The sequence below is a fragment of the Leptospira montravelensis genome (genome assembly GCF_004770045.1).
Lineage (GTDB): Bacteria > Spirochaetota > Leptospiria > Leptospirales > Leptospiraceae > Leptospira_A > Leptospira_A montravelensis.
Genome location: NZ_RQFO01000016.1, coordinates 106,900 through 128,802 on the forward strand (window position 1 = coordinate 106,900; position 21,903 = coordinate 128,802).

Annotated in this window: 18 protein-coding genes and 1 riboswitch; of the genes, 13 read left to right on the top strand and 5 right to left on the bottom strand. The window is 37.5% G+C overall.

All coding sequences use genetic code 11. From position 1 onward, the window contains the following. Positions 1-26: 26 nt before the first annotated feature. The 4 genes from EHQ31_RS10925 to EHQ31_RS10940 all read left to right on the top strand — a co-directional run bounded on the left by EHQ31_RS10925 (position 27) and on the right by EHQ31_RS10940 (position 5,113). Positions 27-2,069 (top strand): methyl-accepting chemotaxis protein, encoded by a 2,043-nt coding sequence (locus tag EHQ31_RS10925; RefSeq protein ID WP_135573799.1) that lies wholly within the window; start codon positions 27-29, stop codon positions 2,067-2,069. Positions 2,070-2,181: 112 nt separating this feature from the next. Next, positions 2,182-3,255 carry a cytochrome-c peroxidase gene (locus EHQ31_RS10930; RefSeq protein ID WP_135573797.1) on the top strand — a complete coding sequence of 358 codons (1,074 nt, stop codon included), beginning with the start codon at positions 2,182-2,184 and terminating at the stop codon, positions 3,253-3,255. A gap of 4 nt (positions 3,256-3,259) precedes the next feature. Then, a riboswitch (cobalamin riboswitch) is annotated at positions 3,260-3,412 on the top strand. 202 nt (positions 3,413-3,614) lie between these two features. After that, a complete protein-coding gene (locus tag EHQ31_RS10935) occupies positions 3,615-4,205 on the top strand; it encodes a hypothetical protein (protein ID WP_135573795.1) in 591 nt (196 codons plus the stop codon). A gap of 50 nt (positions 4,206-4,255) precedes the next feature. Next, the gene (locus EHQ31_RS10940) at positions 4,256-5,113 is read left to right on the top strand and encodes an LIC_13355 family lipoprotein (RefSeq protein WP_135573793.1); all 858 of its coding nucleotides are present in this window, start codon (positions 4,256-4,258) and stop codon (positions 5,111-5,113) included. Positions 5,114-5,249: 136 nt separating this feature from the next. On the opposite strand, the gene secA is transcribed toward EHQ31_RS10940, so the two are convergent. Genes secA through EHQ31_RS10955 form a run of 3 tightly spaced genes read right to left on the bottom strand, consistent with a single transcriptional unit; the run spans position 5,250 to position 9,284 of the window. Then, positions 5,250-8,006: a preprotein translocase subunit SecA gene (gene secA / locus EHQ31_RS10945; protein WP_135573791.1), complete on the bottom strand. Its 2,757-nt coding sequence runs from the start codon at positions 8,004-8,006 to the stop codon at positions 5,250-5,252. A 10-nt stretch (positions 8,007-8,016) separates the two neighbouring features. Further along, the gene (locus EHQ31_RS10950; protein WP_135573789.1) at positions 8,017-8,706 is read right to left on the bottom strand and encodes a type 1 glutamine amidotransferase; all 690 of its coding nucleotides are present in this window, start codon (positions 8,704-8,706) and stop codon (positions 8,017-8,019) included. Continuing rightward, positions 8,703-9,284 carry a hypothetical protein gene (locus EHQ31_RS10955; protein WP_244247349.1) on the bottom strand — a complete coding sequence of 194 codons (582 nt, stop codon included), beginning with the start codon at positions 9,282-9,284 and terminating at the stop codon, positions 8,703-8,705. The genes EHQ31_RS10950 and EHQ31_RS10955 overlap by 4 nt, the downstream gene beginning before the upstream one ends. Before the next feature lie 146 nt (positions 9,285-9,430). Between EHQ31_RS10955 and EHQ31_RS10960 the strand changes: the two genes are divergently transcribed. Together EHQ31_RS10960 and EHQ31_RS10965 are read left to right on the top strand one after the other, a co-directional pair. Continuing rightward, positions 9,431-9,904, top strand: coding sequence for a DNA primase (locus tag EHQ31_RS10960; RefSeq protein WP_135573785.1), 474 nt, complete (start codon positions 9,431-9,433; stop codon positions 9,902-9,904). A 330-nt stretch (positions 9,905-10,234) separates the two neighbouring features. Further along, complete coding sequence (locus EHQ31_RS10965) at positions 10,235-11,335, top strand: 6-hydroxymethylpterin diphosphokinase MptE-like protein (protein WP_315901904.1); 1,101 nt, start codon at positions 10,235-10,237, stop codon at positions 11,333-11,335. Here the strand turns inward: EHQ31_RS10965 and EHQ31_RS10970 are convergent. Further along, positions 11,332-11,544, bottom strand: coding sequence for a hypothetical protein (locus EHQ31_RS10970; protein ID WP_244247350.1), 213 nt, complete (start codon positions 11,542-11,544; stop codon positions 11,332-11,334). The two genes, EHQ31_RS10965 and EHQ31_RS10970, sit on opposite strands and share 4 nt — an antisense overlap. A gap of 101 nt (positions 11,545-11,645) precedes the next feature. Between EHQ31_RS10970 and EHQ31_RS10975 the strand changes: the two genes are divergently transcribed. Both EHQ31_RS10975 and EHQ31_RS10980 read left to right on the top strand, forming a co-directional pair. Next, a complete protein-coding gene (locus tag EHQ31_RS10975) occupies positions 11,646-13,118 on the top strand; it encodes an HDOD domain-containing protein (RefSeq protein WP_135573781.1) in 1,473 nt (490 codons plus the stop codon). After that, positions 13,111-13,893 carry an ABC transporter ATP-binding protein gene (locus EHQ31_RS10980; RefSeq protein WP_135573779.1) on the top strand — a complete coding sequence of 261 codons (783 nt, stop codon included), beginning with the start codon at positions 13,111-13,113 and terminating at the stop codon, positions 13,891-13,893. Before EHQ31_RS10975 ends, EHQ31_RS10980 begins: the two co-directional genes overlap by 8 nt. Positions 13,894-13,970: 77 nt before the next feature. Here the strand turns inward: EHQ31_RS10980 and EHQ31_RS10985 are convergent, their stop codons facing one another. Next, positions 13,971-17,699 (bottom strand): Cna protein B-type domain protein, encoded by a 3,729-nt coding sequence (locus EHQ31_RS10985; RefSeq protein ID WP_135573777.1) that lies wholly within the window; start codon positions 17,697-17,699, stop codon positions 13,971-13,973. A gap of 284 nt (positions 17,700-17,983) precedes the next feature. On the opposite strand from EHQ31_RS10985, the gene EHQ31_RS10990 reads away from it, so the two are divergent. The 5 genes from EHQ31_RS10990 (at position 17,984) to EHQ31_RS11010 (ending at position 21,903) form a co-directional block, all read left to right on the top strand. Further along, positions 17,984-19,162 carry a DUF445 domain-containing protein gene (locus EHQ31_RS10990; RefSeq protein ID WP_135573775.1) on the top strand — a complete coding sequence of 393 codons (1,179 nt, stop codon included), beginning with the start codon at positions 17,984-17,986 and terminating at the stop codon, positions 19,160-19,162. Further along, a complete protein-coding gene (locus tag EHQ31_RS10995) occupies positions 19,159-20,121 on the top strand; it encodes an NAD-dependent epimerase/dehydratase family protein (RefSeq protein ID WP_135573773.1) in 963 nt (320 codons plus the stop codon). The genes EHQ31_RS10990 and EHQ31_RS10995 overlap by 4 nt, the downstream gene beginning before the upstream one ends. 29 nt (positions 20,122-20,150) lie before the next feature. Further along, positions 20,151-20,963 (top strand): hypothetical protein, encoded by an 813-nt coding sequence (locus EHQ31_RS11000; RefSeq protein WP_135573771.1) that lies wholly within the window; start codon positions 20,151-20,153, stop codon positions 20,961-20,963. Between the two features lie 177 nt (positions 20,964-21,140). Then, the gene (locus EHQ31_RS11005; protein WP_135573769.1) at positions 21,141-21,488 is read left to right on the top strand and encodes an ArsR/SmtB family transcription factor; all 348 of its coding nucleotides are present in this window, start codon (positions 21,141-21,143) and stop codon (positions 21,486-21,488) included. After that, positions 21,481-21,903, top strand: a complete 423-nt coding sequence (locus EHQ31_RS11010) for an arsenate reductase ArsC (protein ID WP_135573767.1) — start codon at positions 21,481-21,483, stop codon at positions 21,901-21,903. The genes EHQ31_RS11005 and EHQ31_RS11010 overlap by 8 nt, the downstream gene beginning before the upstream one ends.

Sequence of the window (21,903 nt, forward strand, 5' to 3'; positions counted from 1 at the left end):
TCCACTTTAGGAAGATACTAATTCTTATGTCAAAATTTCTCTCCAGATTTTCGATTCAAATTAGATTATTACTTTTACCTCTGCCTCTCATTGTATCACTATTCATCATTTTGCTTATTTTAGTACGTTCACTAAATGGAACCATTTTGTTTGCAGAAAAAGAAGAGTTAGGCATTCAGGCTTTAAAACCGATTTATTTAACCTACAGAGAAGGATTGGTACGACTTAAATTAGGAGAAGAAAATACTAACAACTTAATTCCACTCATTGAAATCTCAAAAAAGATGATCGAAGAAACCAATTTGCTAGCGGAGGACTCTAAGTTACTTACGTCTTGGGAAAAGTATAAAACAATTCCATCTTTTGATCAATCCACTAGTATTCAATTTCTTAATGATACACAAGAATTAGCATTAAAAATTGGTGATTTTTCAAATCTAATTCTAGATCCCGAAGTAAATTCGTATTATCAAATGGAAATAATTTTTTTCAGAGTACCTGAAATTTTAAAAAACGTAGCAACTTTAAAGGAAATTATTCGTAACGAATATACAACCTCTGAAAACAAGAACAAACAATACTCTAGTGTTAATTACACAAAGGCATTGATTTCTATCAATTTCATTGAAACAACCTGCAAGGAAATCCAAAAATCATATACTAAATCCATTGAAGACAAATCTCCATATAAAATAGAATTAACAGAAGCTAAGAAATTTGCGAATACATCCTGTGAAACTTACGTTAAAGAACTAAAAGAAACTTTTAATCTAAAAAACTCTAAACCATCCTCTCACAATCAATTATTCACAACAATTCACAAAGGGACATTAATTGCAGGAGAAATCCAAGACCGTTCCATTTTAATCCTTGAAAAACTGGTAAATGATCGAATTCAATTATTGTCTTTTCAAAGAAACATAAACATTCTTTTCGTATTAGGATCATTGATTATATCTAGTGTCTTTGTCATTTTTATCATTCGAAGCATTAATAAACCTTTGGTAACAGTTCTTTCAAAGGTAAATGAACTTTCTAGTGGCGAAGCTGATTTGACAAAAACAATTCCAGATTTTGGCAAAAATGAAATAGGTAAAATAGCAGGTTCTATAAACTTATTTTTATCAAATTTAAATCATATTATGAACCAATTAAAAATTTCTGTAAGTAATGCGGAAAAATCTTCATTTCAATTAAAGAAAGATGCAATGTCCGTTTCTGATAACGCTTCTTCGTTAGCTTCAATATCAGAAGAGTCGGCCGCTTCATTAGAGGAATTAACAACTTCATTTGAATTTATGTTCGAATTTATTACAAATGAAACAAAGAATATTAACAAAATTACAGAAGAAATGAAAACAATTGAAGGTTCAATTTCCAATATTGAAAGTGCACTCTTACGATTATCTGATCAATCGATTGCCTCTACAAATTTAGCAAACATTGGTAACACTTCAGTACAAAACACTGACAATGCAATGTCGGAAATACGTTCGGTAACTAAAGAAATTACTGGAATCGTAGATCTAATTACTGAAATTTCAGAAAGAACCAACTTACTAGCATTAAATGCAAGTATTGAAGCTGCTAGAGCTGGAGATGCAGGCATGGGATTTGCGGTTGTCGCGGAAGAAATTTCAAAACTCGCAGATAAAACACAATCCTCTGTTAAAAACATCAAACGCCTCATCGATAAAAGTAATGCTGTTGTCAATCTTGGTACCAATCATGTTCATGAAACAGTAAATGCATTAGGTGAAATTGTAGAACAATCCAACAGAATGCAAAGTGGAGTGAATCATCTAAAAGCAGAAATGACAACACAATCGAATAGTTTGCTAAACGTAGCAACAGAGCTTCAAGGATTACAAGAGATGGCCCAAACCATCGAATTTTCCAGTCGAGAGCAGAAAAAAGCATCAGAAGATATGGTGAACACAATCAATACACTTTCTGGAAATGCACAACAACTTGCGAATAATTCTGAAGATTTGAACCAAGTCAGTCAAAAGATTGGTGAAATAGCAAGCACCATTGCAGTAGTAACCAATTCATTTCGAACCCACTAAAAACTTGCTGTCGAAAAATTCTATTTACAATTTTCTAAAAAAAACAGATCTCTAAAAATCCAAATCTAAAAATTGAATTGCTGGAATTCAGGCCAAATTTCTGTTTGGTCTCATGGTCCGCACTTTTAAAGTTAATTCAAGTCATTATAGTATTCAAATATTACTTTTTTCAATAATTCATTTAACTTTCGTTAATTGCAAAATTAACGAACATAATGAAGAAAAAAATAAAATTATATTTCAATTAATAACGGCAAACTTCCTCTCAAATTATTTATATGCGACCGATTTACAAAAAATTGCTAGAGAACAAATTGGAATTTTATCCGAAACCATTCCAGGATCGGAAGAAGACACAGCTGCTAAAATTGCCTTAGGTAACAAAATATTTAGAGATAACAAACTTTCATCAAATCACGTACAGTCTTGTCTCACCTGTCACCCATTAGATGGAAATGCCGCTGGTATGGATCGCCAATCCACTTCGCGTGGGACCTTTGGACAAATTGGCAAAAGAAATACTCCAACGATACTGAATGTTGGATATTTACCCATTATTTTTTGGGATGGAAGGAGAGACTCACTATATAACCAAGCAATCGATCCCTTCTTAAATCCACTAGAAATGTCTTTACCTTCTGAAGCAGAACTACTTACAAGAATTCAAAATGATTCAAGTTATACTTCTTTTTTTGCGAATGCCTTTCCAGAATCGCCAAATCCCAGCATCCATTCGATTCGCCTAACATTAGCAGCATTTGAGAGATCACTTAAATCAAAATCCAAATTCGATGATTTTCTTGAGAATAATGTACTATCACTTAATAAATCGGAATTAGATGGTTTAAATTTATTTCTAGATGTTGGTTGTACCAATTGCCACAGTACAAGTTTGCTTGGTGGATCACAATTTGCAAAATTAGATTCAGTATATTCTTATAACATTAGTGATACAGGAAGAGCTGAATTTACAGGAAAACATGAAGATAAGTTTTTTTTCAAAGTTCCTCCTCTAAGAAACGTAGCACTTACCGCACCTTATTTTCATGATGGCAGCGTACCAACTCTGAAAGAGGCAGTTCGAAGAATGAACTATTACAATTTGAACCGCCAAATAAACGAATCTGAAATTGAATTGATCACTTCCTTTCTTAGATCCTTATCTGACAAAACAAAAGTAAACTAAACTCATTGACAAAAAACATAGAGGTAGAAACTCTGGCATTACCTTCAGGGAGGAAACAGGTGAAAGTCCTGTGCTGACCCGCAACTGTGATGCACCTTTTGTAACTAAAGTTACGTTAGGTGATAAGCCAGATCTTCCCCGCAATGTTTTCTCGTGGATTGGGAACTTTGCACACTTATATTGTTTTGGTTCTACAATCAATATAAAGGGGCCCCGAAGGCAAACTCGGGGCGCCCGTATGGAAAAAATAGTATTTAGAATTCTAATATTAGATTTTATCATTCTTCGTATTACGAAGTTGTTAAATCTATTTCCAGTTCGTGTTCCCCTAAATTCAAAAAAAATTTAGGAGAAACTAAATGAAACCAACTATTCAACTAACGATTGTCATCTTGGCAATTTTTATCTTAACAGCATGCAGCGAAGCAGGCAAAGTAAAAGAATCGGAAGCCAATACCAACCTACTTACAGGTTTAGTCGTCGGACAACAACAAGGGAAATCCAGTGTGATGGATTCTTTAGCAGAAATTAGGGGATATTGGAAAGGCGGATTTTGTAGTGGTGGATCTTGTTCCAGCTTCACATCTAATGTTTCCATTGTCCAAGACCCATCTGGTTTCGGAATTTGGGCTTCAGGAAGTAGTTATTTAAGAATCATTGCTGTTGATACTGTTAATAGAACTTTTATCTACCAATATCTTCCCAATGATACTTATAGTCCAAGTAAATATACAAAAGTAATTTGGACTGCACCTACAACAACTGGATGTGAAAATTCAGCAACCAAATGTTTCTATTACTGTACAGTCTATCCAAATTTCGCAACATTAAAAGAAGCAGAGAATGTAAACCTCTCTAGTTATAGTTCAGCTGATCCAACAAGAACTGGTTGTGGCGGATTCGGTTGGAGTAAAGCACTCTTTGTTTCTTCAAATCCAACTAATTGGTAATGATATCAAATTTGACCCTAAATTATTTTAGGGTCAAACGGAGTAATCACATGCAAACATTTCCACAAGGCTTTTATAATACTTTTTCCATTTTGTTTTTAGTTACCTTTTTATATACTTGTTCACCACAACCAAAAAATAACCAAAATGAATTATTGGCACTATTAGCTGCTGCAGAAATTTCTAATAATTCAAAAACAAATTGTCCTCCAAAGATTCTTCCACAAGGAATTCCAATTGCGAATACAGTTGTGTCAGCAAATTCTTCAGTAAGTGGATTCAATGATTCATCAAAAGCAATTAATGGAATTTGTGGTGGAGGGGAACTTTCAGGATCTTTGGATGTCTACGCACTAAACCTAACGGGTACAGGTGCTACACTTATTTTATCTTGGGGCGGAAAAATCGTAAAAAATGTTACCGGAATCGATTTTATTATTTATGAAAATCCTTTTCGAGTTACTGAAAGTAGCGATCGTTACGCATTTGATCCAATGGTTGTGCAAGTATCATACGATGGTACAAATTACTGCGGATTTGATCTAAGTGGATTTAATTCTTCAACAGCAGATAGCAACAAAATTTCATCCTGGCCAGGATTTGCCGGACTTAGACCAGTTCTTTATAATATGAGTTCCAATCTTCTTTCACTAGAACAATTGTTTACATCCACAGGCAGTGGCTTCCTGTTAGGTGGCGGAGATGGGTTTAACATTGATGATTTAATTACAAATGCATCATGCGACAATACTGCGCTAAATCAAATTAAATCTTTAGGATTTAAATATATTAAAATGACCTCGGCATCAGCCGTTACTAACCCGAACACAAGTTCAGGTTATGTGTATCCTCATTCGTATTCAAATGGTTCGGACATTGATGGGGTCGTTGCAAAGTCTGTAGAATAAGGAGAAATTTATAATCTGTAAATTTCCTTTTATTTCAAATTCTAACTATGTTTCATCTTTCTAAACCAAACTCAAACGAAAGAGCTAACGCTCGCATTTGAATGAGTTTGGTCGGTTATACTAGTAACCTATATCGCTATTTTTTTCTACGGCTTGACTTTCGTTCGGAACCGCCGCCAGAACTCGTGGTTGAAGAAACTTGCGGTTTTGATTTGTTTGATTTGATTTCATTTCCAAACATATCTACCTCAGCTCTTTGCTCTTCTCCTATTTTTTTATACTCTTTTGGGGAGGATTCGTCCTGGTTTCTGTCGGAATCAGTTACTTCAATTTTTAATAAAAAGGAAACTACTTCATTTTTAAGATTTTCAACCAATTGATCAAACATCTTAAAACCTTGCAGTTTGTATTCAATCAAAGGATTTTTTTCACCGTAGCCAACAGTCCAAATACCTTCTTTTAAATGGTCCATCGCATAGAGATGTTCTTTCCATCTATGGTCCAAAATATCCAAAAATACATTTCTTTCTATCGAACGCCAAACTTCTTCTCCAATTGAAGAAACTTTGGACTCATATAATTCTTTTACTATCTTGGACAAAACTTCGAATACTTTGAGTTGTGGGTTTGATTCTTTTTTGAATTGTTTTGGGTCAATTTTTTCTGTAATGCCCAAACTTTGTATCCACTCATTGAGTGAATCAACTTCCCAAGCATCCACACTGTTTCCTTCGCAGTAAAGAATCACTTGGTTTTCTACAACTTCATCAAAGAAGTCAACAATGGTTCGTGACATGTTTCCTTTATCTAAAAGTTCATTACGAATTCCATAGATATAAATCCTCTGGCGATTCATTACATCATCATATTCTAATAAGTGTTTTCTGATATCAAAGTTATGGCCTTCTACACGTTTTTGTGCACGTGCAATTGCATTGGAAACCATATTATGTTCCAACTCTTGGCCCTCTGGCATTTTCAAAGTATCCATAATGCGAGCAATTCGATCTGATCCAAAAATACGCATTAGATCATCTTGTAAGGATAAATAAAACCTAGAAGACCCTGGATCTCCCTGTCTACCAGATCGTCCTCTGAGCTGATTATCAATCCGACGCGATTCATGTCGTTCAGATCCAATGATATGTAAACCACCAGCACCAATAACGAAGTCATGATCCACTTTCCATTTTTTGGCTTCGGATAAGATATTTTCACAATCTTTTTTAATGTTATCGTTTCTGATTTCTGAAATCTTAGATTCTGCTTCATCAAATTTTTGTTTGATCAAATTTTCGCGAAAGCTATACACAACTTCCAGTTCTGCTTTTGTTTTAATCCCTAAAGAATCACAACGCTCATCTAATTTTTCTAAATCTTCTTTGTATTTAGGAGCACCACCTAACACAATATCCGTTCCACGACCTGCCATGTTGGTAGCAATCGTAATGGCACCTGGTCGTCCTGCATTAGCAACAATTTCAGATTCTCTTTCGTGTTGTTTTGCGTTTAATACGTTATGCGAAATTCCATGTGATGTGAGAAGTTTAGAGAGAACCTCCGACTTTTCAATAGATATGGTTCCCACAAGCACTGGTTGTTTACGAGAGACTTTTTCTTGGATATCCTTAACAACAGCATCGAACTTTTCACGTTCTGTTTTATAAACACGGTCCGCCATGTCTTGTCGTTGGATTTTTAAATTAGAAGGAATTACAATTACATCTAAATTATAGATTTTTTTAAATTCTTCCGCTTCCGTATCTGCAGTTCCAGTCATACCGGCTAACTTCTTATAAATACGGAAATAATTTTGGAAAGTAATTGATGCCAATGTCTGAGACTCACGAGCTATTGGTACACCCTCTTTTGCTTCTAATGATTGGTGTAATCCATCTGAGTATCTACGCCCTTTCATCAATCGACCGGTAAACTCATCAACGATGATGACTTCACCACCTTGGACAACATAATCTTTATCTTTAAAAAATATTTTGTGTGCTTTCAGTGCTTGTTGAACGTGGTGAACCAATTCAATATTTTCTGAATGGTATAAATTCTCTACACCTAACAATTCTTCGACGTGATGAACTCCAGCTTCCGATAAAATGACATTCTTCGCCTTTTCATCGATCTCATAGTCCTCACCTTCAATCAGTTTTGGGATAATTTTATTAACTTTGAGATATTTATCTGTAGATTCTTCCGCAGGGCCCGAAATAATCAAAGGAGTTCTAGCTTCATCAATTAGAATCGAATCCACTTCGTCCACAATAGCAAAGTTATGTTGTCTTTGTACACGGTGTTCTTTGTAACTCACCATGTTATCACGCAAATAATCAAAACCGAATTCATTATTTGTTCCGTAAGTAATGTCAGAATCATAGGCCACCTTTCTTTCTTCGTGGTCCATGTCATGTTGAATGACACCAACAGATACTTTCAAAAACTCAAATACAGGACGCATCCAGTTAGCATCCCGCTTTGCTAAATAATCATTTACAGTAACAACGTGAACACCTTCACCCGAAAGTGAATTAAGATAAATGGGTAAAGTCGAAGTAAGAGTTTTACCTTCTCCCGTTTTCATCTCGGAGATATTTCCCCAATGCAAAGAAATACCTCCCATCATCTGCACATCAAAATGGCGCATACCTAATGTTCTATATGAAACTTCTCTTACGGTTGCAAAGGCCTCTGGTAAAATATCATCTAAAGTTTCTCCTGCTGCCAACCTGTCTTTGAACTTTGTTGTTTGTTGTGACAAAGTTTCATCATCCATTGCTTTAATTGTTGGCTCAAAAGAATTGATAGCTTCTACAATTGGGTTTAGTCTTTTTAAATCCCTCTCATACTTACTGCCGAATAAAATTGTTAATATTTTTTGAAACATACCGGGTCCGTTATAATTTTATAATATTTCGAAATATAGTTTTAGCAGTTTCTGCCATTACCTTTTGTTTATTTGCGATCTCAGAAAAATCACCATTACCTTTTGCGATAAAGTCTTTATGTACGGACTGCCATACATTTAACATCTCCAAAGTTGGCTCCAAATGTGTTTGGAAAGCAAATATTCTATTTTTATAAGCAAACATTTGGTTTGCATAAAAATCACTCGCAAGTAAATGTTCGGCACCAACAGGAATATCAAAAATATCCTCATGTAAATGAAATGCCAAAACTGATTCTTTTTGTATTCCTGAAAAGATAGGATGTTCAGGTTTCAAAATCTGAAGGTCAGAAAAACCTGTTTCTGGACCTTTTGTTCCTGGGCGCACGTTGGCACCTAACGCCTTCGCAATGATTTGAGACCCCAAACAAATTCCAATTAATTTTTTATTCGGTAAGGCAACCAGATTTTTTACAATATCATAATAAGGTTTAAAAAATTCTTGTTCATTCGGATCAGCTACTGATTGAGGACCACCTAACATCACTATCAAGTCAAAATTCAGATGAATTTCTGGCATTAAATGAATTCGTCTATCGTAAGCATTTTGATAACTAACTCTATATCCCGCTTCGCGGAGTAAGGGTTCTAAAATCCCTGGTCCTTCACAATCGATAAATCTTATGAATACTGCTCTCATAATGATTCCATTCCAAATTGATAACGGAAAAAATTGAACTTAGCTTCTTTTCGAATGACATCGACAGAGGTTTGTTCCGAAATCGAACCCAAAAAATTATAATACAACCTCATTGGTTTTGTAACAAACAACATTGTCTCTGGGGTTCCAGTGATAAGCCCACCTTCTTTCACATGGAAGGGAGGTTTCATAAAAACAATTGGAACCTGTATCTTTCGGTTTTTAACTTCTGTTTCCATTCTTGTTTTTGCTAACTGATACACTTCACCAAACGGACGCTCTTCGGTCACATCTGGAACAATCTGGTATGGATCAACCACCATGTATAATGCTTTGGAAGGAAACCGATTTTCAATTTCTGCGTGAAGTAAGTTGAGGGCCGGTATCTCTTTCCAACAAGGAACACAATCAGGTGAGTAAACATTAAGGGCAATTTCCCCTTTTTCCAGTTTAGAAAACGAAATTTCGGCACCACCAAACGTAAGTCCCGACCAAGTCTCCTCACCGAAATAAGAAGATTTTGCTGGGGCACAGCTAATGAGACATAAACTAACAATTAAAATGAGGGAGGCTTTCATAAATCCCATATATTGGACGATCCTTCCCCATGTTTGGACTGGGAGAGTGCCTGTAAAGTCCGTTTTCGAACTTTACCTTGACATCTGACCCCTACGCCTCAACCTGGTCTAACATTCCACTCTCTTCCATCAGGGAATCAAAGAAAATGAGCCAATCGCATAAAGAAGACTTCGATATCGTATCCTTAATAGAACTTTGCCGGGAAAAAAAATACGAAACTTGCGTGGCCGGTTTCAGCACGATCGATAAAATTGATAAGATCACTCTCCCTAAAAAGTTAAAAAACCGTAAATTGACGGTCCAAGCATTATACGCACTTACAAATGATATGGTTCAGTGGAAATACCTTTCCTCTGAAGAAAAAGCCCTTCTCCAAGCAGAAAAAGACAAACTGGCAGGAGTTACATCCACAGCCGGAACTTCTTTTGCTCCTCATGCAGAAGAAGATATCGAAGAAGACTTCATCCCAGAAGAAGAAGCTCGTAAACCAGAACTTGATGAAGGTTACGAAAATGAATTTGGGGATGAAACAGAGGAAGAAGAGGAAGAAGAAGAGGATGATTTCGACGATGACTCTGATGACGATGATGATGATTCAGACGAGGAAGAAGAGGACTAAGAGGTTACTCCCATTCCTCTAATCCCTCACTTCCAAAACAAACTTCTCTATAACTTTCAAACTCCCGACAATTTTTTCCTACATTCAAAAGTCTCCCCTGAAAAGGAGGCTTCTCGGTTTCTATCTGGATTAGGTTCTGGTTCCATCCCTGTCATTCTTGGCATTGGGGCCTTACACACTGTTCGGTCTTATTTAGAAAACCCAATCGAACACCAAACTGTCGTTTTTTGGGAGCCTCATCACGAAATCTACGAGTTAACAGAGTTTCAAAAGGAAATCAACAGTTTAGAAGAGCGTTTCCAATCAAAAGGAATCCATTTATTTTTGGTTGTGGGTACAGACCCAAAATGGTCAAATTTAATAGAGAAAATCAAAAATTTCCCCGAGTTTGCCGGCTCTTTACAATCCAAATGGAGTTTGTATACCTCTCCTAGTTATGAAAGAAATTTTCCCGAACTAATCAAAGTCTGCCAAACCAATTTTCAGTCGCAGTTCTCTCCTGGTGACCTCAACAAAAACACCATCCAACATTTTAGTAAATTATGGACTCATAACTACTTAAAAAACAGAACTAGACTTTTTTTTAACGATACGAGTATCCAATGGTTCCAATCCTTTTCAGGAAAGAATATTCCAATTTTATTTCTGGGTGCAAGTCCTGGTTTAGAAATCGATTTACCTCGGATTAAAAAAGACAGAAATCATTTTCTTATTTTTGCCAGTGACACATCCATCGGTTATCTTTTACCAAATGGAGTTATCCCCGATTTTGTTGTGTCGTTTGATTCCGGTCGAGGGACAACCTACCATTTATTGTTAGATTTGCCAAAACAAATCCCCATCATTACCTGGTTAGGTGGCTCATCCTATATCTTTGAACTTACTAATCCAAAAATTTTAGTGAATACTGGTCACCCTTTGGACCAAATTACCCAACATTTATTTCTAAATCAACTAGGCAAAACCTGGCCACATTATTCCAATCCTAGTTTGAACTTACTGGGAATGGTTTTATCTATAACAGATTCAATAGAAGATAGGCAATTTTTTGTGAGTGGAGTGAGTTTCCTTGCAGAACGTGGGAAATCTCATTGTAAAGGGACAGGTTATGAAAGGTATTACCTTCCAGATACCAATAGGAAAAAAAGTTTAGAAGCAACCACCAAACGTTTGTATTCTGGCGATAGAAAAGGTAAAAATCAAATTGCCTGGAACGCGCTGAACCAAAAACAATCTTTACCTGGTTTTCAGTTTCTCTCCGAAGACAAGGAAATTAGTTTCCCATTCAATTATGACAAAATAAATTCTTTACAATCTTTTCAGGGATTTCCCCCATCGATAGCGGATTTGGCAAAGTGGGCCGACCAAGACCATTCCAGTATCATTCATAAAAAAACCCTCAACACTTGGTTGCGGTTTTCACTAAGTTAAGCACCGAATAGAACAGGTATTTCTTGTAAATTCCACTCGGCTTGTTCCTTATTTGCGGGAATTCGATCAAAGGACTTTGTTTTTTTGGACTTCCCCTTAGGTCTTCTTTCCATATCCTCTAAAATTTTTTCCAATCTCTCTTGCATAAGCAAATGCAAATTCATTTGGTCTAACATATCCATAGTGATTTCCTCCACTGATGTTCTCACTATACAAGTCCCCTGGGACAAAATAGAAATCGGATGCGAAAAAAATATCTATTGCGTCCTAAAGAAATCAAAATATAAGAGTGTTACGGGAAAAAGCGTTTGTGAATTTTCAAGATATTATCTCTCAATTAGAAACCGCAAAAGAATCGAGAATTAACTTTTACTTTGTAACAGAAGAACAAAATCAGGAGATATACGCATTACTTGTCCATGTAATGGGGTATATGGACAAACTTTATTTAGTAGAAGTCATCTTCACTGTCCTTAAAGAACTCCTTATGAACGCCAACAAGGCAAATGCAAAACGCGATTACTTCTCCCGAGAAAATTTAGACATCCAAAATGCTAGTGATTATGCGAAAGGAATGTCCCGGTTCCAAGAAAACATTATCATGAAATGGAATGAACAATTGAGCCGGTTAGATGGAGGAAATTACTACATTAGTTTGCTCATGAAAGTTGAGGGAAAATCCATTCACTTTGCTGTGGAAAACAATGCACCTATTACTAAAGAAGAGTTAGCGCGCGTTAATCGAAGAATCGAAGTCGCAAAGAACTACAATGACCTTTCTGATGCTTTTTCTGATGTTTCCGATAGCACAGAATCTGCAGGTTTAGGATTAGTACTCATCCAACTCCTTCTAAAAAATTCAGGAATCGGTTCTGAAAAATTTAAAATCTTTACCAACGACAAGATAACACGCGCTACATTGTCTGTACCAGAAGTGACAACTCCTGTAGAAATCCAAACAGACCTAAAAACAAAACTTTTAAACGAAATAGATGGATTACCGCCTCTACCACATTCTCTTACCAAAATCATTCAACTTTGTAACAATCCCGATTCTGATTTACATATGATTTCTCAGGAAATCGAAAGGAACCCTGCTCTTTCTGCCGATCTACTCAAACTTTCTAATTCCGCATTTTTTGCAAATCGAAGCCAAGTCAGTTCCATCTTACAGGCTGTGAAAGTTGTTGGTCTAAAAAACTTACGAAACCTACTCTATGTTTCTGGTGTCCGTAAAATTATGGAAGGCCAATACGGAAAGATGATGGATGTATGGGATCATTCCAGTCGATGCAGTTATTACGCTCGTTACTTGGCGACAGAAAACAATCATACAAACAAAATTGCAGATATCATTGCCGTAAGTGCTTTGTTACACGACATTGGAAAGTTCCTTTTACTTTCCGTGGACCGAGGTTTTTTCAAAAAAATTGAAACCTACCAAAGAGGAGTTGATTCTGGAAACTCAACTCTACTAGAAGAAATGGCCATTGGACTTAGCCACCCGCAACTGGGTGCACTCCTTGCAGAAAAATGGGAATTCCCCCTCGACCTTCGTGTAGCCATCGAATACCATCACAAACCATTTTTAGCTCCTGCGGAACTACGTGACCTAGTGGAAGTTATCTACATGGCAAATATGATGGCAGATTATCACGAACAGAAAAAAGGGTTTTATGCCATTGACAAAATCCTACTCGCAAAATTTAATTTAGATAATATCGATGTGTTCTCTGCTGCAGTGAATAAAATCGAACTTCTATTTAAAAAATCAAATGAGTGAAGTGATTCGTTTTGATTCTGTTTCGTTTATAAGAACTGACAAAAAAATTTTAGACAATGTAAATTTTTCCTTAAACCAAGGTGATTCACTTGCCATCATTGGAAGAAATGGCGCTGGGAAAACAACACTCATCAATTTACTTTTTGGTTATTCCTGGCCAACCACAGGTTCCATTTCTGCCTTTGGAGAAACTTATGGCGAAACTCCTATGGCTCCTTTACAAAATCGAATTGGAATGGTGCAACCAGGCCACCAAGAGACCTTACTACAGAAACTTACAACGTTTGAAATGGTTTTAACTGGGGTCATTGGAACTCTTGGCCTCTATAAAGAACCAACAAAAGAACAAGAACAAATCGCCGAATCGTTGTTAGCCTCAGTAAACCTAAGCCATAAAAAACAACAGATTTATTCCACTCTCTCGTCAGGCGAAAAAATGAAAGTTCTATTGTTACGAGCTTTTGGTGTGGGAAAAGAAATTTTGGTTTTAGATGAGCCAACAGCTACCTTAGACATTACAGCAAGAACCGATTTTGGGAAATCCTTATCCCAATTAAAAATGGGAAGTTCGTTACTCACAAGAATTCTCATCACACATAGAATCGAAGAAATCCCGGAAGACTTTTCTAAAATACTTTTGTTAAAAGAAGGAAAGGTAATTAGTTTTGGGAACAAAAACGAAGTTTTAACAGATAAAAATCTTTCAAAACTTTATGACTTAGATTTACAAGTGAATCAAAACAAAGGACAGTATTCCGTTACTGTCCTTTCATAAATTTTCATAAATTAAAATTTGAAAAGATAAAGGAAACGGCATCCTCTTTCAAAGTGCCGTTTCAAAAAGAAGGACTACTAATAATACATTGATCTTTCAATGAAATTATTGGCACTACAACCAGGTGTTCCCACATCAGAGATGGATTTATCTTGTGAGATACAGAAGATTTTCCACCAACGATTGGAATGGTTTGGTGCAATCGAATAATTTCTCACCTCACCTACACTTCCCTTGAAGATACGTACATTGGCTCCAGAAACTCCCATCAGTGCCTCACCAGACCAATTGTAAATACTGTAGTAACGATTTGGTTGGTTCCAAACGGATCCTTGCACGGTGATAGTCTCAGGGCCATATCCTGTTGTAATATCGTAATCTAAACTTCCATTCCCAGAACCGAGTGGAGTTTTATTATTCCAAACAATGCGGTCATTGGCGGAATTTCCATACTGTAAATGTGAATCTAAATCTCTTGGTTTGGCACCCCAAGAAAGCACCACTCGAATTTCGTTTTCTAAAAGGATAGGAGTGACAAGAATGTTTTGATTTGCAGGTGTTTCTGAACCTGCGGATACCACAGTTCTGTAAGTGGTTGAATAATTTTCTGTTACAGAAGTGCAATCCCCTCTTTTTCCAGAACCAGAAACTTCTAAAGTGTAGTTTCCCGGTGGAACCGATGGAATCACATAAGATCCGTCAGTTGCTGTTTTCACACTTGTTATCGTAACGCCAGCTGCATCAATCGCATAAGCCCCAGATTTTACGTTCACACCAGGACGAATACGTGCGGTTAGGTTACAAACTCCCGTGTTATACAAAGCAGACAAAGCACGGCCAGAAATAGAACCGCTAGTTTGGCTTCCAGGAACAAAGGTAATGATATCAAAATTTGTGGTGACATCGGCTTGGATATCCACAATCCCTTCTACAGTTTGGTATCCGGGAGAAACAAACCGAACTTTCCAACGACCCGCGTTGATATTAAAAATTGTGTATTGACTCGCATTAGAGAAAACAGTAGCACCCGTTGCAATGGATGTTGGCTGCACTCCTGCCGATGGACGTAATGTCCCTCCATTTGGATCCACAATTTCTAAGGAATAAGTTCCAAGGAAAGAAAATCCACCAGGAGTTCGCACGGAACCTGATAAATGCCCACGACCATCATTGGTAATGACAGGCGTGTTAACCACTACCGTTCCTCCACCAGTTCCCACTTCCACAGGGAAGTAAGTGGTGATTCCATTTTTTTCGACACGAAGTTGGTAAGAACCAGGAGAAAGGAATGGGAAACTATAACTCCCGTTTGATTGTGAACTTACCGATCCGACTACTTGGTCTGCACCAGAAGTTCTTGTGGCAGATACAGAACAGTTGGGAGAATCGAAACCGCCCGCGCAGTCTCTATGAACATCAGCTGTAAAATTTCCACCCACAAGACGGCCAAGAGTGACAGTGGCACCACTCACATTTTGTGTAGATACAGCATCGGTAACCACACCAGTAACAGTGGCCCTTGGACTATGCATCACGGTTCCATTGACATTATATAATGCAGGGGAAAGTGCATATTGGTTGGTAGCAACAGTAGATGTATCCACTCGTAAACTTGTGGATGATAAATAACTGGTTTGGTAAGAAGGAGCCACTCGGTCCACAACCATCATTTGGTATGAACTTTGTCGGAAATTGTATTCGTTTCCGTTGGTGATATCAACGGAAGCAGTACTATCATTGGCACGAGCTACGTTAGGTGTTTGCGATAAGAGAGTCGCAAGGCCAGAACCCAATTGGTAAATTGCATATCCTACACGGCCGGCTTCATCATTAGTAAACGGCGGAGGAAGAACCGCAGGTAAGGATACTACATAAGAACTTCCACCAAAACTAAACTGTCCGTTTGCCGTGGTTGTGATATGAGCCAACGCGGATCCATCTGCTAAGGTATTTCCGAGTAAAACCACAAAAAGACCAGACTGATTCGTATGAAGAGAATTACTTGTGGGTGCTGTATCACGAACCGAGATAGATCCAGCAATTTGAGAACGTGCAGCAATCGATGTCAAAGAGATCGTTCCCGCTTGGTAGTTGTTACCATTCAAACTAATTTGTAATGGATTTGAAGAACAAGGTGGGTTTTGAGAACCACAATAGTTTTCAAATCCGGGAGCAGAAATGTAATAAGACCAAAGCCCACTTGCACCGAGAAAAGAAACTTCTTTCGAAGTAGGATTTACTTCATAGAGTTTGTTTCCATAAGTTTGGTAAACCCAAGGACCTGATCCTTGTGTGGATACCAAACAAGCAGTTGTCGGATTCACAGCACAAGAACAGACAGAACCGGCTTGGTTTAGGGAACAATTGGTTCCTGCTACAGCACTTAATGCTTCCACAATCCAAAGTTTGATCGCATTTCCTAAAATAGGATCATCCTTCAAATAAAGGATTCGGGAAGGTGCTTGGTTTGCGGATGGCTTAACATTGATTACGGCACCGGCTACATGGTTTCCATTGGCATCTTTCACAAATCCAGTAACAAAAGAAGGTTTTGCCACCATAAAAATAGGATCTGTTAGATTTACGTTTTTTGTTCCCCCTGTTGGTGAAGCAGTAAACAAAAAGGATCGAGAGGCCAAATAAAAAACAGGATTGGATACTTCTAAATAATATACACCGTTTGAAAGAGAACTCCCTTCGATGACAAAACTTCCATTTCCCGTAATTTGTGCCGTTTGTAAAATTGCACCTTGTTCGTTCTTTAATTTGATAGTGAATATAGAAGTAGTATCAGAAGCGATTGCTCCATTCAGTATATTTCCTGTTAGGTGAATATCACTTTCTGTAGCCGCCATCCAAGGAAGACTTGTTTCTCCCAAGTCAACAATAGCCACTGTATTTGGATTGGTTCCAGGAAAGGTGAAATGTATAAATTCAGAAGTATTAGCAAAAGGTTGTCCAGATACTTCGACTGAATCTCCCGAATATACAACAGTATAATTTCCGTTAGGCAATGGATTGATGTTAATGACATAGGATCCGTTTGCATTGGTGACACCAGTTCCAATAGTGTTTCCACTTGCATCAACGATCGAAACTGTAATTCCAGCCACAGGACCAGCAGGTACGAGGACGCCGCCACCGGAAAATCCAGGACTTGTCACTAAACCTACAAATTGTGCTGGACCTTGACCATAATACAAACGTTCTGCGAGAAGATTTCCGACATTCACTAAAGTATAAGGAGATTGGGTAGGATCGAATACATAGGAAAAGTCTTGGTAGGAATAATTGAGTCCGAAACCTGTATTGATAAGAACTCTGTAGTTATTATTGGGAAGATCACTTAAATCAAAAATGAATTTTCCATCGGATCCTGCGTTCGTTGTCGCAACGAGAGTGTTAGCGTTTCCATTGGCAACTTCGATTTTTACAGAAATTAAAGTAAGATCAATACAACCAGGCGCTGCAGGTGCACCAGGATTTCCACAGACAACGTTTGCGGGAACACCAGAGACCACAGGAACAATCGTACCTATGATGCGAGCTTTTCCGTGATTGGGTACTTCTTGTTCGGAATTGTTTCCAGGAACCTCTTCTGGATCGGTGACACCGACAGAGTCTCCAGGGGTAGGAAGAGGAACACCATTAGAGTCTGGAGGAGTGTCTAAACCGCCGCTAGAATCAGCTACCGCACCACCAGTACCTAATAGGAACCAGAAAGGCATCGATTTCTTTTTTCGGGAACATCCCACAAAAACCAAAGATATGAGAACGAGTACAGTAAAGATTCCTCGAACGCGCATAAACCTACCCTCTAATCAAAATTCGCTTTGTAGTCATACTACAGTTTTTCAGATCTACTTCGGGAAATACCTAAATTTCGCCGGAGTTTACCTTTTGTAGTTCGTTTCCGTACACAAATCAAATCTTTTTTAGGGCTATCGGCAAAAAAAAATCCAACCTTACCTTTTCGCAGGAAAAAACAATCTCCCGAGGAATTTAGATTGCCCCAAACTTCCCTCCTAGGGCTTACTCAAAGCGAAATATGTGGGAGAATTGGATCACAGCGGAACAGTGGAAACTCCTGATGATTCCCTTTACCTACGGATTTGTTGGATGGGTGACTAACTGGCTTGCCCTAAAAATGACGTTTTATCCCATCCAATTTGTGGGAATTCCCCCTTACTTAGGGTGGCAGGGCATCATACCAAGAAAAGCCCATAAAATGGCGAGTAAGTCGGTGGATGTCATCACCGAACGCCTTCTCAACATCAAAGAAGTATTTTTAAAAGTAGATCCCAAAAAGGCAGAATTGGTATTTTTGCCAGCTTTAGAGTCTAGCATACGCTATACGATGAAAGAGTTTTCAGATACACTCGATCCAAAACTTTGGGATATGATCCCCCAAGTAGTCAAAGAAGAAATTTACCATAAAGTCAAACGAGAAAGTGGTGTTACCATTAGAAAGGTGATTCGAAAACTCCAAAATGATATCGATTCCTTATTTGATGTAAAGGCCTTAGTGTTAAAAAAACTTTCAGGTAAAAATGTTGGCCTCGTGGTTGAACTTTTTAAAGAAGTGGGGGCTCCTGAATTTCGCTTCATTGAAAGATCAGGGTTTTATTTTGGATTTTTACTTGGGTTTGTCCAAATGATATTTATGATTTATTTTCCATTGGTTTGGACTCTACCCATCCAAGGTGTGATTGTTGGATACCTAACCAATTACCTTGCTTTGGAAATGATCTTTCGTCCTCTTTTGCCTAAAAAGTTTTTAGGAATTTTTACTTACCAAGGTTTGTTTTTAAAAAGACAATCCGAGGTTTCCAGGTTATATGCAAAACTCGTGAGCGAAAAAATCCTCACGCCGAAAAATATATTATCGGAACTTATTTTTGGAAAGGCTTCTGATGATATTATAAACATCATTCGGAAGGAAGTAATCTCTCATGTGGATACGGTTACCTTCCTTGCCAAACCAGCGTTATTTGCTGCTGGGAAAATCGAAGAGTTTGATGCGGCAAAAGAAAGGATCGCTGTGGCAATGGCAGACAATGCAGTTGAAAAATCATTTCACTTAGAAGAATATTTAGGGGAAGCTTTAGAAATTGAAACAATGATGGGGGACAGAATGTCCGCACTTCCACCAAAGGAATTTGAATCTATTTTAAGATCTGCCTTTCAAGAAGATGAACTTTTGTTAATTTTAGTGGGTGCTGCACTTGGTGCAATGGTCGGTTGGTTTCAAATGGTATTTCTTGTATGACAAAAACAATTCTAATCACCGGAGGAAGTGGTGTTTTAGGAAAACAACTTTTATTTGGATTGATTGATGATTTTAAAATCATCGCCATTGGAAAAAATTATTCCAATTTTCCAGACTCCCTTCGTTTTCATAAAAATTTTAAGTTCTACGAGAGAGATCTTTCTAAAATACATTCTATCGATGAATTGATGATTCCCGAACCGATTGATTTGATCCTTCATTTAGCCGCAGTGGTATCTGGAATCAAAGTTACCGAAGAAGTTTACCACCAAATCAATGTTTATTCCACAAAACTTCTTGTAGAATTTGCAAAATCAAAAAACGTTCCCCACTTTGGATTTGTTAGTTCAGTTTCTGTTTATGGATCAAAAGAAGTCAGTTTAGAAATTGGCAGTGAAAGGACAGGAAAATCCATATATGCAAAAACAAAGGCTATGGCTGAAGATTACGTACTACATTCTGGAAAACCATATTCAGTATTTCGAATGGCAAGTATTTATGGAAAAGGAACAAAAAGTTTTATTTCCAAATTACGCTCTTTAATCAAACTAAAAATATATCCTTATATTTCTTCCGATCGCAAAAAATCCCTAATTCATATCGATGATGCTACGAAAGCCCTAGTAATATGGACCAAACAAACATTAAATGGAAAACCTCCACAACCAGTTTATGTGTTTTCGCATCCTGAATTTGTGACAGTAAACCAAGTCATTCGAACCTTCCAAGAACTGAAAATCATAGGAAAGTTTTTAATACCCATCCCAGTAGGCGGATTTTGGGGGAAATTAGTGGAATGGATTTTCCGATTGATTTCCTATGTAAGGCAAAAACCCTTTCACGGCTCTCCCCTCCAACCGCTATTAGAATCCGTGGCAGTTTACGATGCCCAATCTTTTGCAAATTTAGGATTTTTTCCAGAACGAGATTTACGAAAAGGTCTCACTGACTATCAATAATGAAGGTACTGGGGGCCGATATTCAAAGTATGAAAAAGCGATTTTGTCTAATTGTTTTATTATGTCTTACTATTTCTCATTTGGATGCAGCAACTTGGATTGAAGATTCGTTGAGTTTTGCTTTTGAATATCCAAGGGGTTGGGCAAAATCTGTTTTGCGGTATCCAGATACAGTTCGTATCCAGTTGTCCAAAACCAATAGAGAAGCAATTTTACAAATTGATGTGGCGCGTCGTACCAAAGAATACGATATCGACCGGTTTATTGAAGAAACAATGGATACATTTTTAACAAAGTACCCTGACTTAAAATTAGTTAGGGAAAAATTGCTTGAGAACGAAGTGGCAGGATTTGATGAATCCGTCTTTGTTGTATTACACTATACAGAACAAAAACAGTTAGTTTCGAATCGATTTTTATTTCATAGAAAAGGTGGATTATACTACGTAATTCAAGCAAAAACATCCAGAGCTCTTTTTTCTAAATATTCAAAAGACCTTGACTTAGTAATGAAAAGTTTCCGTCGAGAAACTCGTATCAAAAATAGATGGCGTAACGACAGTTTGGCGTATTTAGACCCAGTAAAAGACGAAAGAATCATCCAATACGTTTCCATTACCATCCGACCTATCGATTCATATCCTAGGGAACAGGGAACAAAAAACAACCAAGAGGATGGCTGGCTGTTTTCTGTGGAAGGAAATAAAAAACCAAATCCGGCAGAATGGGATAACCGAACTAAACCCTCACAAAATGAAAACGGATATACTCCAGCCGATGTGAAACCGGACACTCCTACTTCTGATGAACCGGTGGTCATCCCCGATAGCTCTGGATTATAGGGAAATGCATTCCTTTCCCTACCGATAGTAGCCATTACTCAAATCGACTCACCTCCCCTGAAGATTCAGGGGAAAACCTTTCATAAAAAACACAAAACCAATGTTTCCTACCAAAACGATTTCGAATTCCCTTGACAAAAAATAACAAACCAATTAATCGTATATTTACGATATACTATGGCATTAAACAAAAAAACAGAATTTCCCGCGAACATCCAAAAGATGGCGTCTTTTACAAAACTTCTGAGTCATCCGGCAAGGCTTGCCATATTGGAAGTATTAGCGAAACGACAAACATGTGTTTGTGGAGAAATCGTTGAAATCCTTCCGCTTGCCCAATCGACAGTTTCCCAACATTTAAAGGAATTAAAAGAAGGTGGACTAGTTAGGGGAAAGGTAGAAGGAACTTCTTCTTGTTACTGCATCGATTGGGAAAACTTAAACCAAGCCTTTGCTGAATTTTCAGAACATATCGCACTTATCAAACAATACCAATTTAAAAAGGAAGGAAACTGTTGTGAATGATCTAAAGAATATTTTAATCCTTTGCACTGGAAATAGTTGCAGAAGCCAAATCGCAGAAGGGTGGATTCGTTTTTATGCAAAGGAAAAAGCCAATGTTTATAGTGCAGGGATAGAAACCCACGGTGTCAATCCCAAGGCCATTGCCACTATGAAAGAAGTAGGAATTGATATTTCTAAACATACTTCCAATCACATAAACGAATACAAAGACATCCCATTCGATTTTATCATCACGGTTTGTGACCATGCAAAAGAAAACTGTCCCTATTTTCCTAGCGATGCCAAAAGACTACATCATAACTTTTCCGATCCTTCAAAACTAGTAGGATCAGAAGAAGAAGTAAAGGCTGCCTTTGCGAAAACAAGAGAAGAAATACGAAGTTACTGCGAAAACTTTGTGAACAAGGAATTATAG

Bases quoted from the DNA above. Each gene is read 5' to 3' on its own strand.
- EHQ31_RS11005 (WP_135573769.1), top strand. From the start codon at position 21,141: ATGGCATTAAACAAAAAAACAGAATTTCCCGCGAACATCCAAAAGATG.
- EHQ31_RS10955 (WP_244247349.1), bottom strand. From the start codon at position 9,284: ATGAAAGCCTCCCTCATTTTAATTGTTAGTTTATGTCTCATTAGCTGT.
- secA (WP_135573791.1), bottom strand. From the start codon at position 8,006: ATGTTTCAAAAAATATTAACAATTTTATTCGGCAGTAAGTATGAGAGG.
- EHQ31_RS10940 (WP_135573793.1), top strand. From the start codon at position 4,256: ATGCAAACATTTCCACAAGGCTTTTATAATACTTTTTCCATTTTGTTT.
- EHQ31_RS10980 (WP_135573779.1), top strand. From the start codon at position 13,111: ATGAGTGAAGTGATTCGTTTTGATTCTGTTTCGTTTATAAGAACTGAC.
- EHQ31_RS10985 (WP_135573777.1), bottom strand. From the start codon at position 17,699: ATGCGCGTTCGAGGAATCTTTACTGTACTCGTTCTCATATCTTTGGTT.
- EHQ31_RS10930 (WP_135573797.1), top strand. From the start codon at position 2,182: ATGGTCCGCACTTTTAAAGTTAATTCAAGTCATTATAGTATTCAAATA.
- EHQ31_RS10950 (WP_135573789.1), bottom strand. From the start codon at position 8,706: ATGAGAGCAGTATTCATAAGATTTATCGATTGTGAAGGACCAGGGATT.
- EHQ31_RS10960 (WP_135573785.1), top strand. From the start codon at position 9,431: ATGAGCCAATCGCATAAAGAAGACTTCGATATCGTATCCTTAATAGAA.
- EHQ31_RS10925 (WP_135573799.1), top strand. From the start codon at position 27: ATGTCAAAATTTCTCTCCAGATTTTCGATTCAAATTAGATTATTACTT.
- EHQ31_RS10995 (WP_135573773.1), top strand. From the start codon at position 19,159: ATGACAAAAACAATTCTAATCACCGGAGGAAGTGGTGTTTTAGGAAAA.
- EHQ31_RS10935 (WP_135573795.1), top strand. From the start codon at position 3,615: ATGAAACCAACTATTCAACTAACGATTGTCATCTTGGCAATTTTTATC.
- EHQ31_RS10990 (WP_135573775.1), top strand. From the start codon at position 17,984: ATGATTCCCTTTACCTACGGATTTGTTGGATGGGTGACTAACTGGCTT.
- EHQ31_RS11000 (WP_135573771.1), top strand. From the start codon at position 20,151: ATGAAAAAGCGATTTTGTCTAATTGTTTTATTATGTCTTACTATTTCT.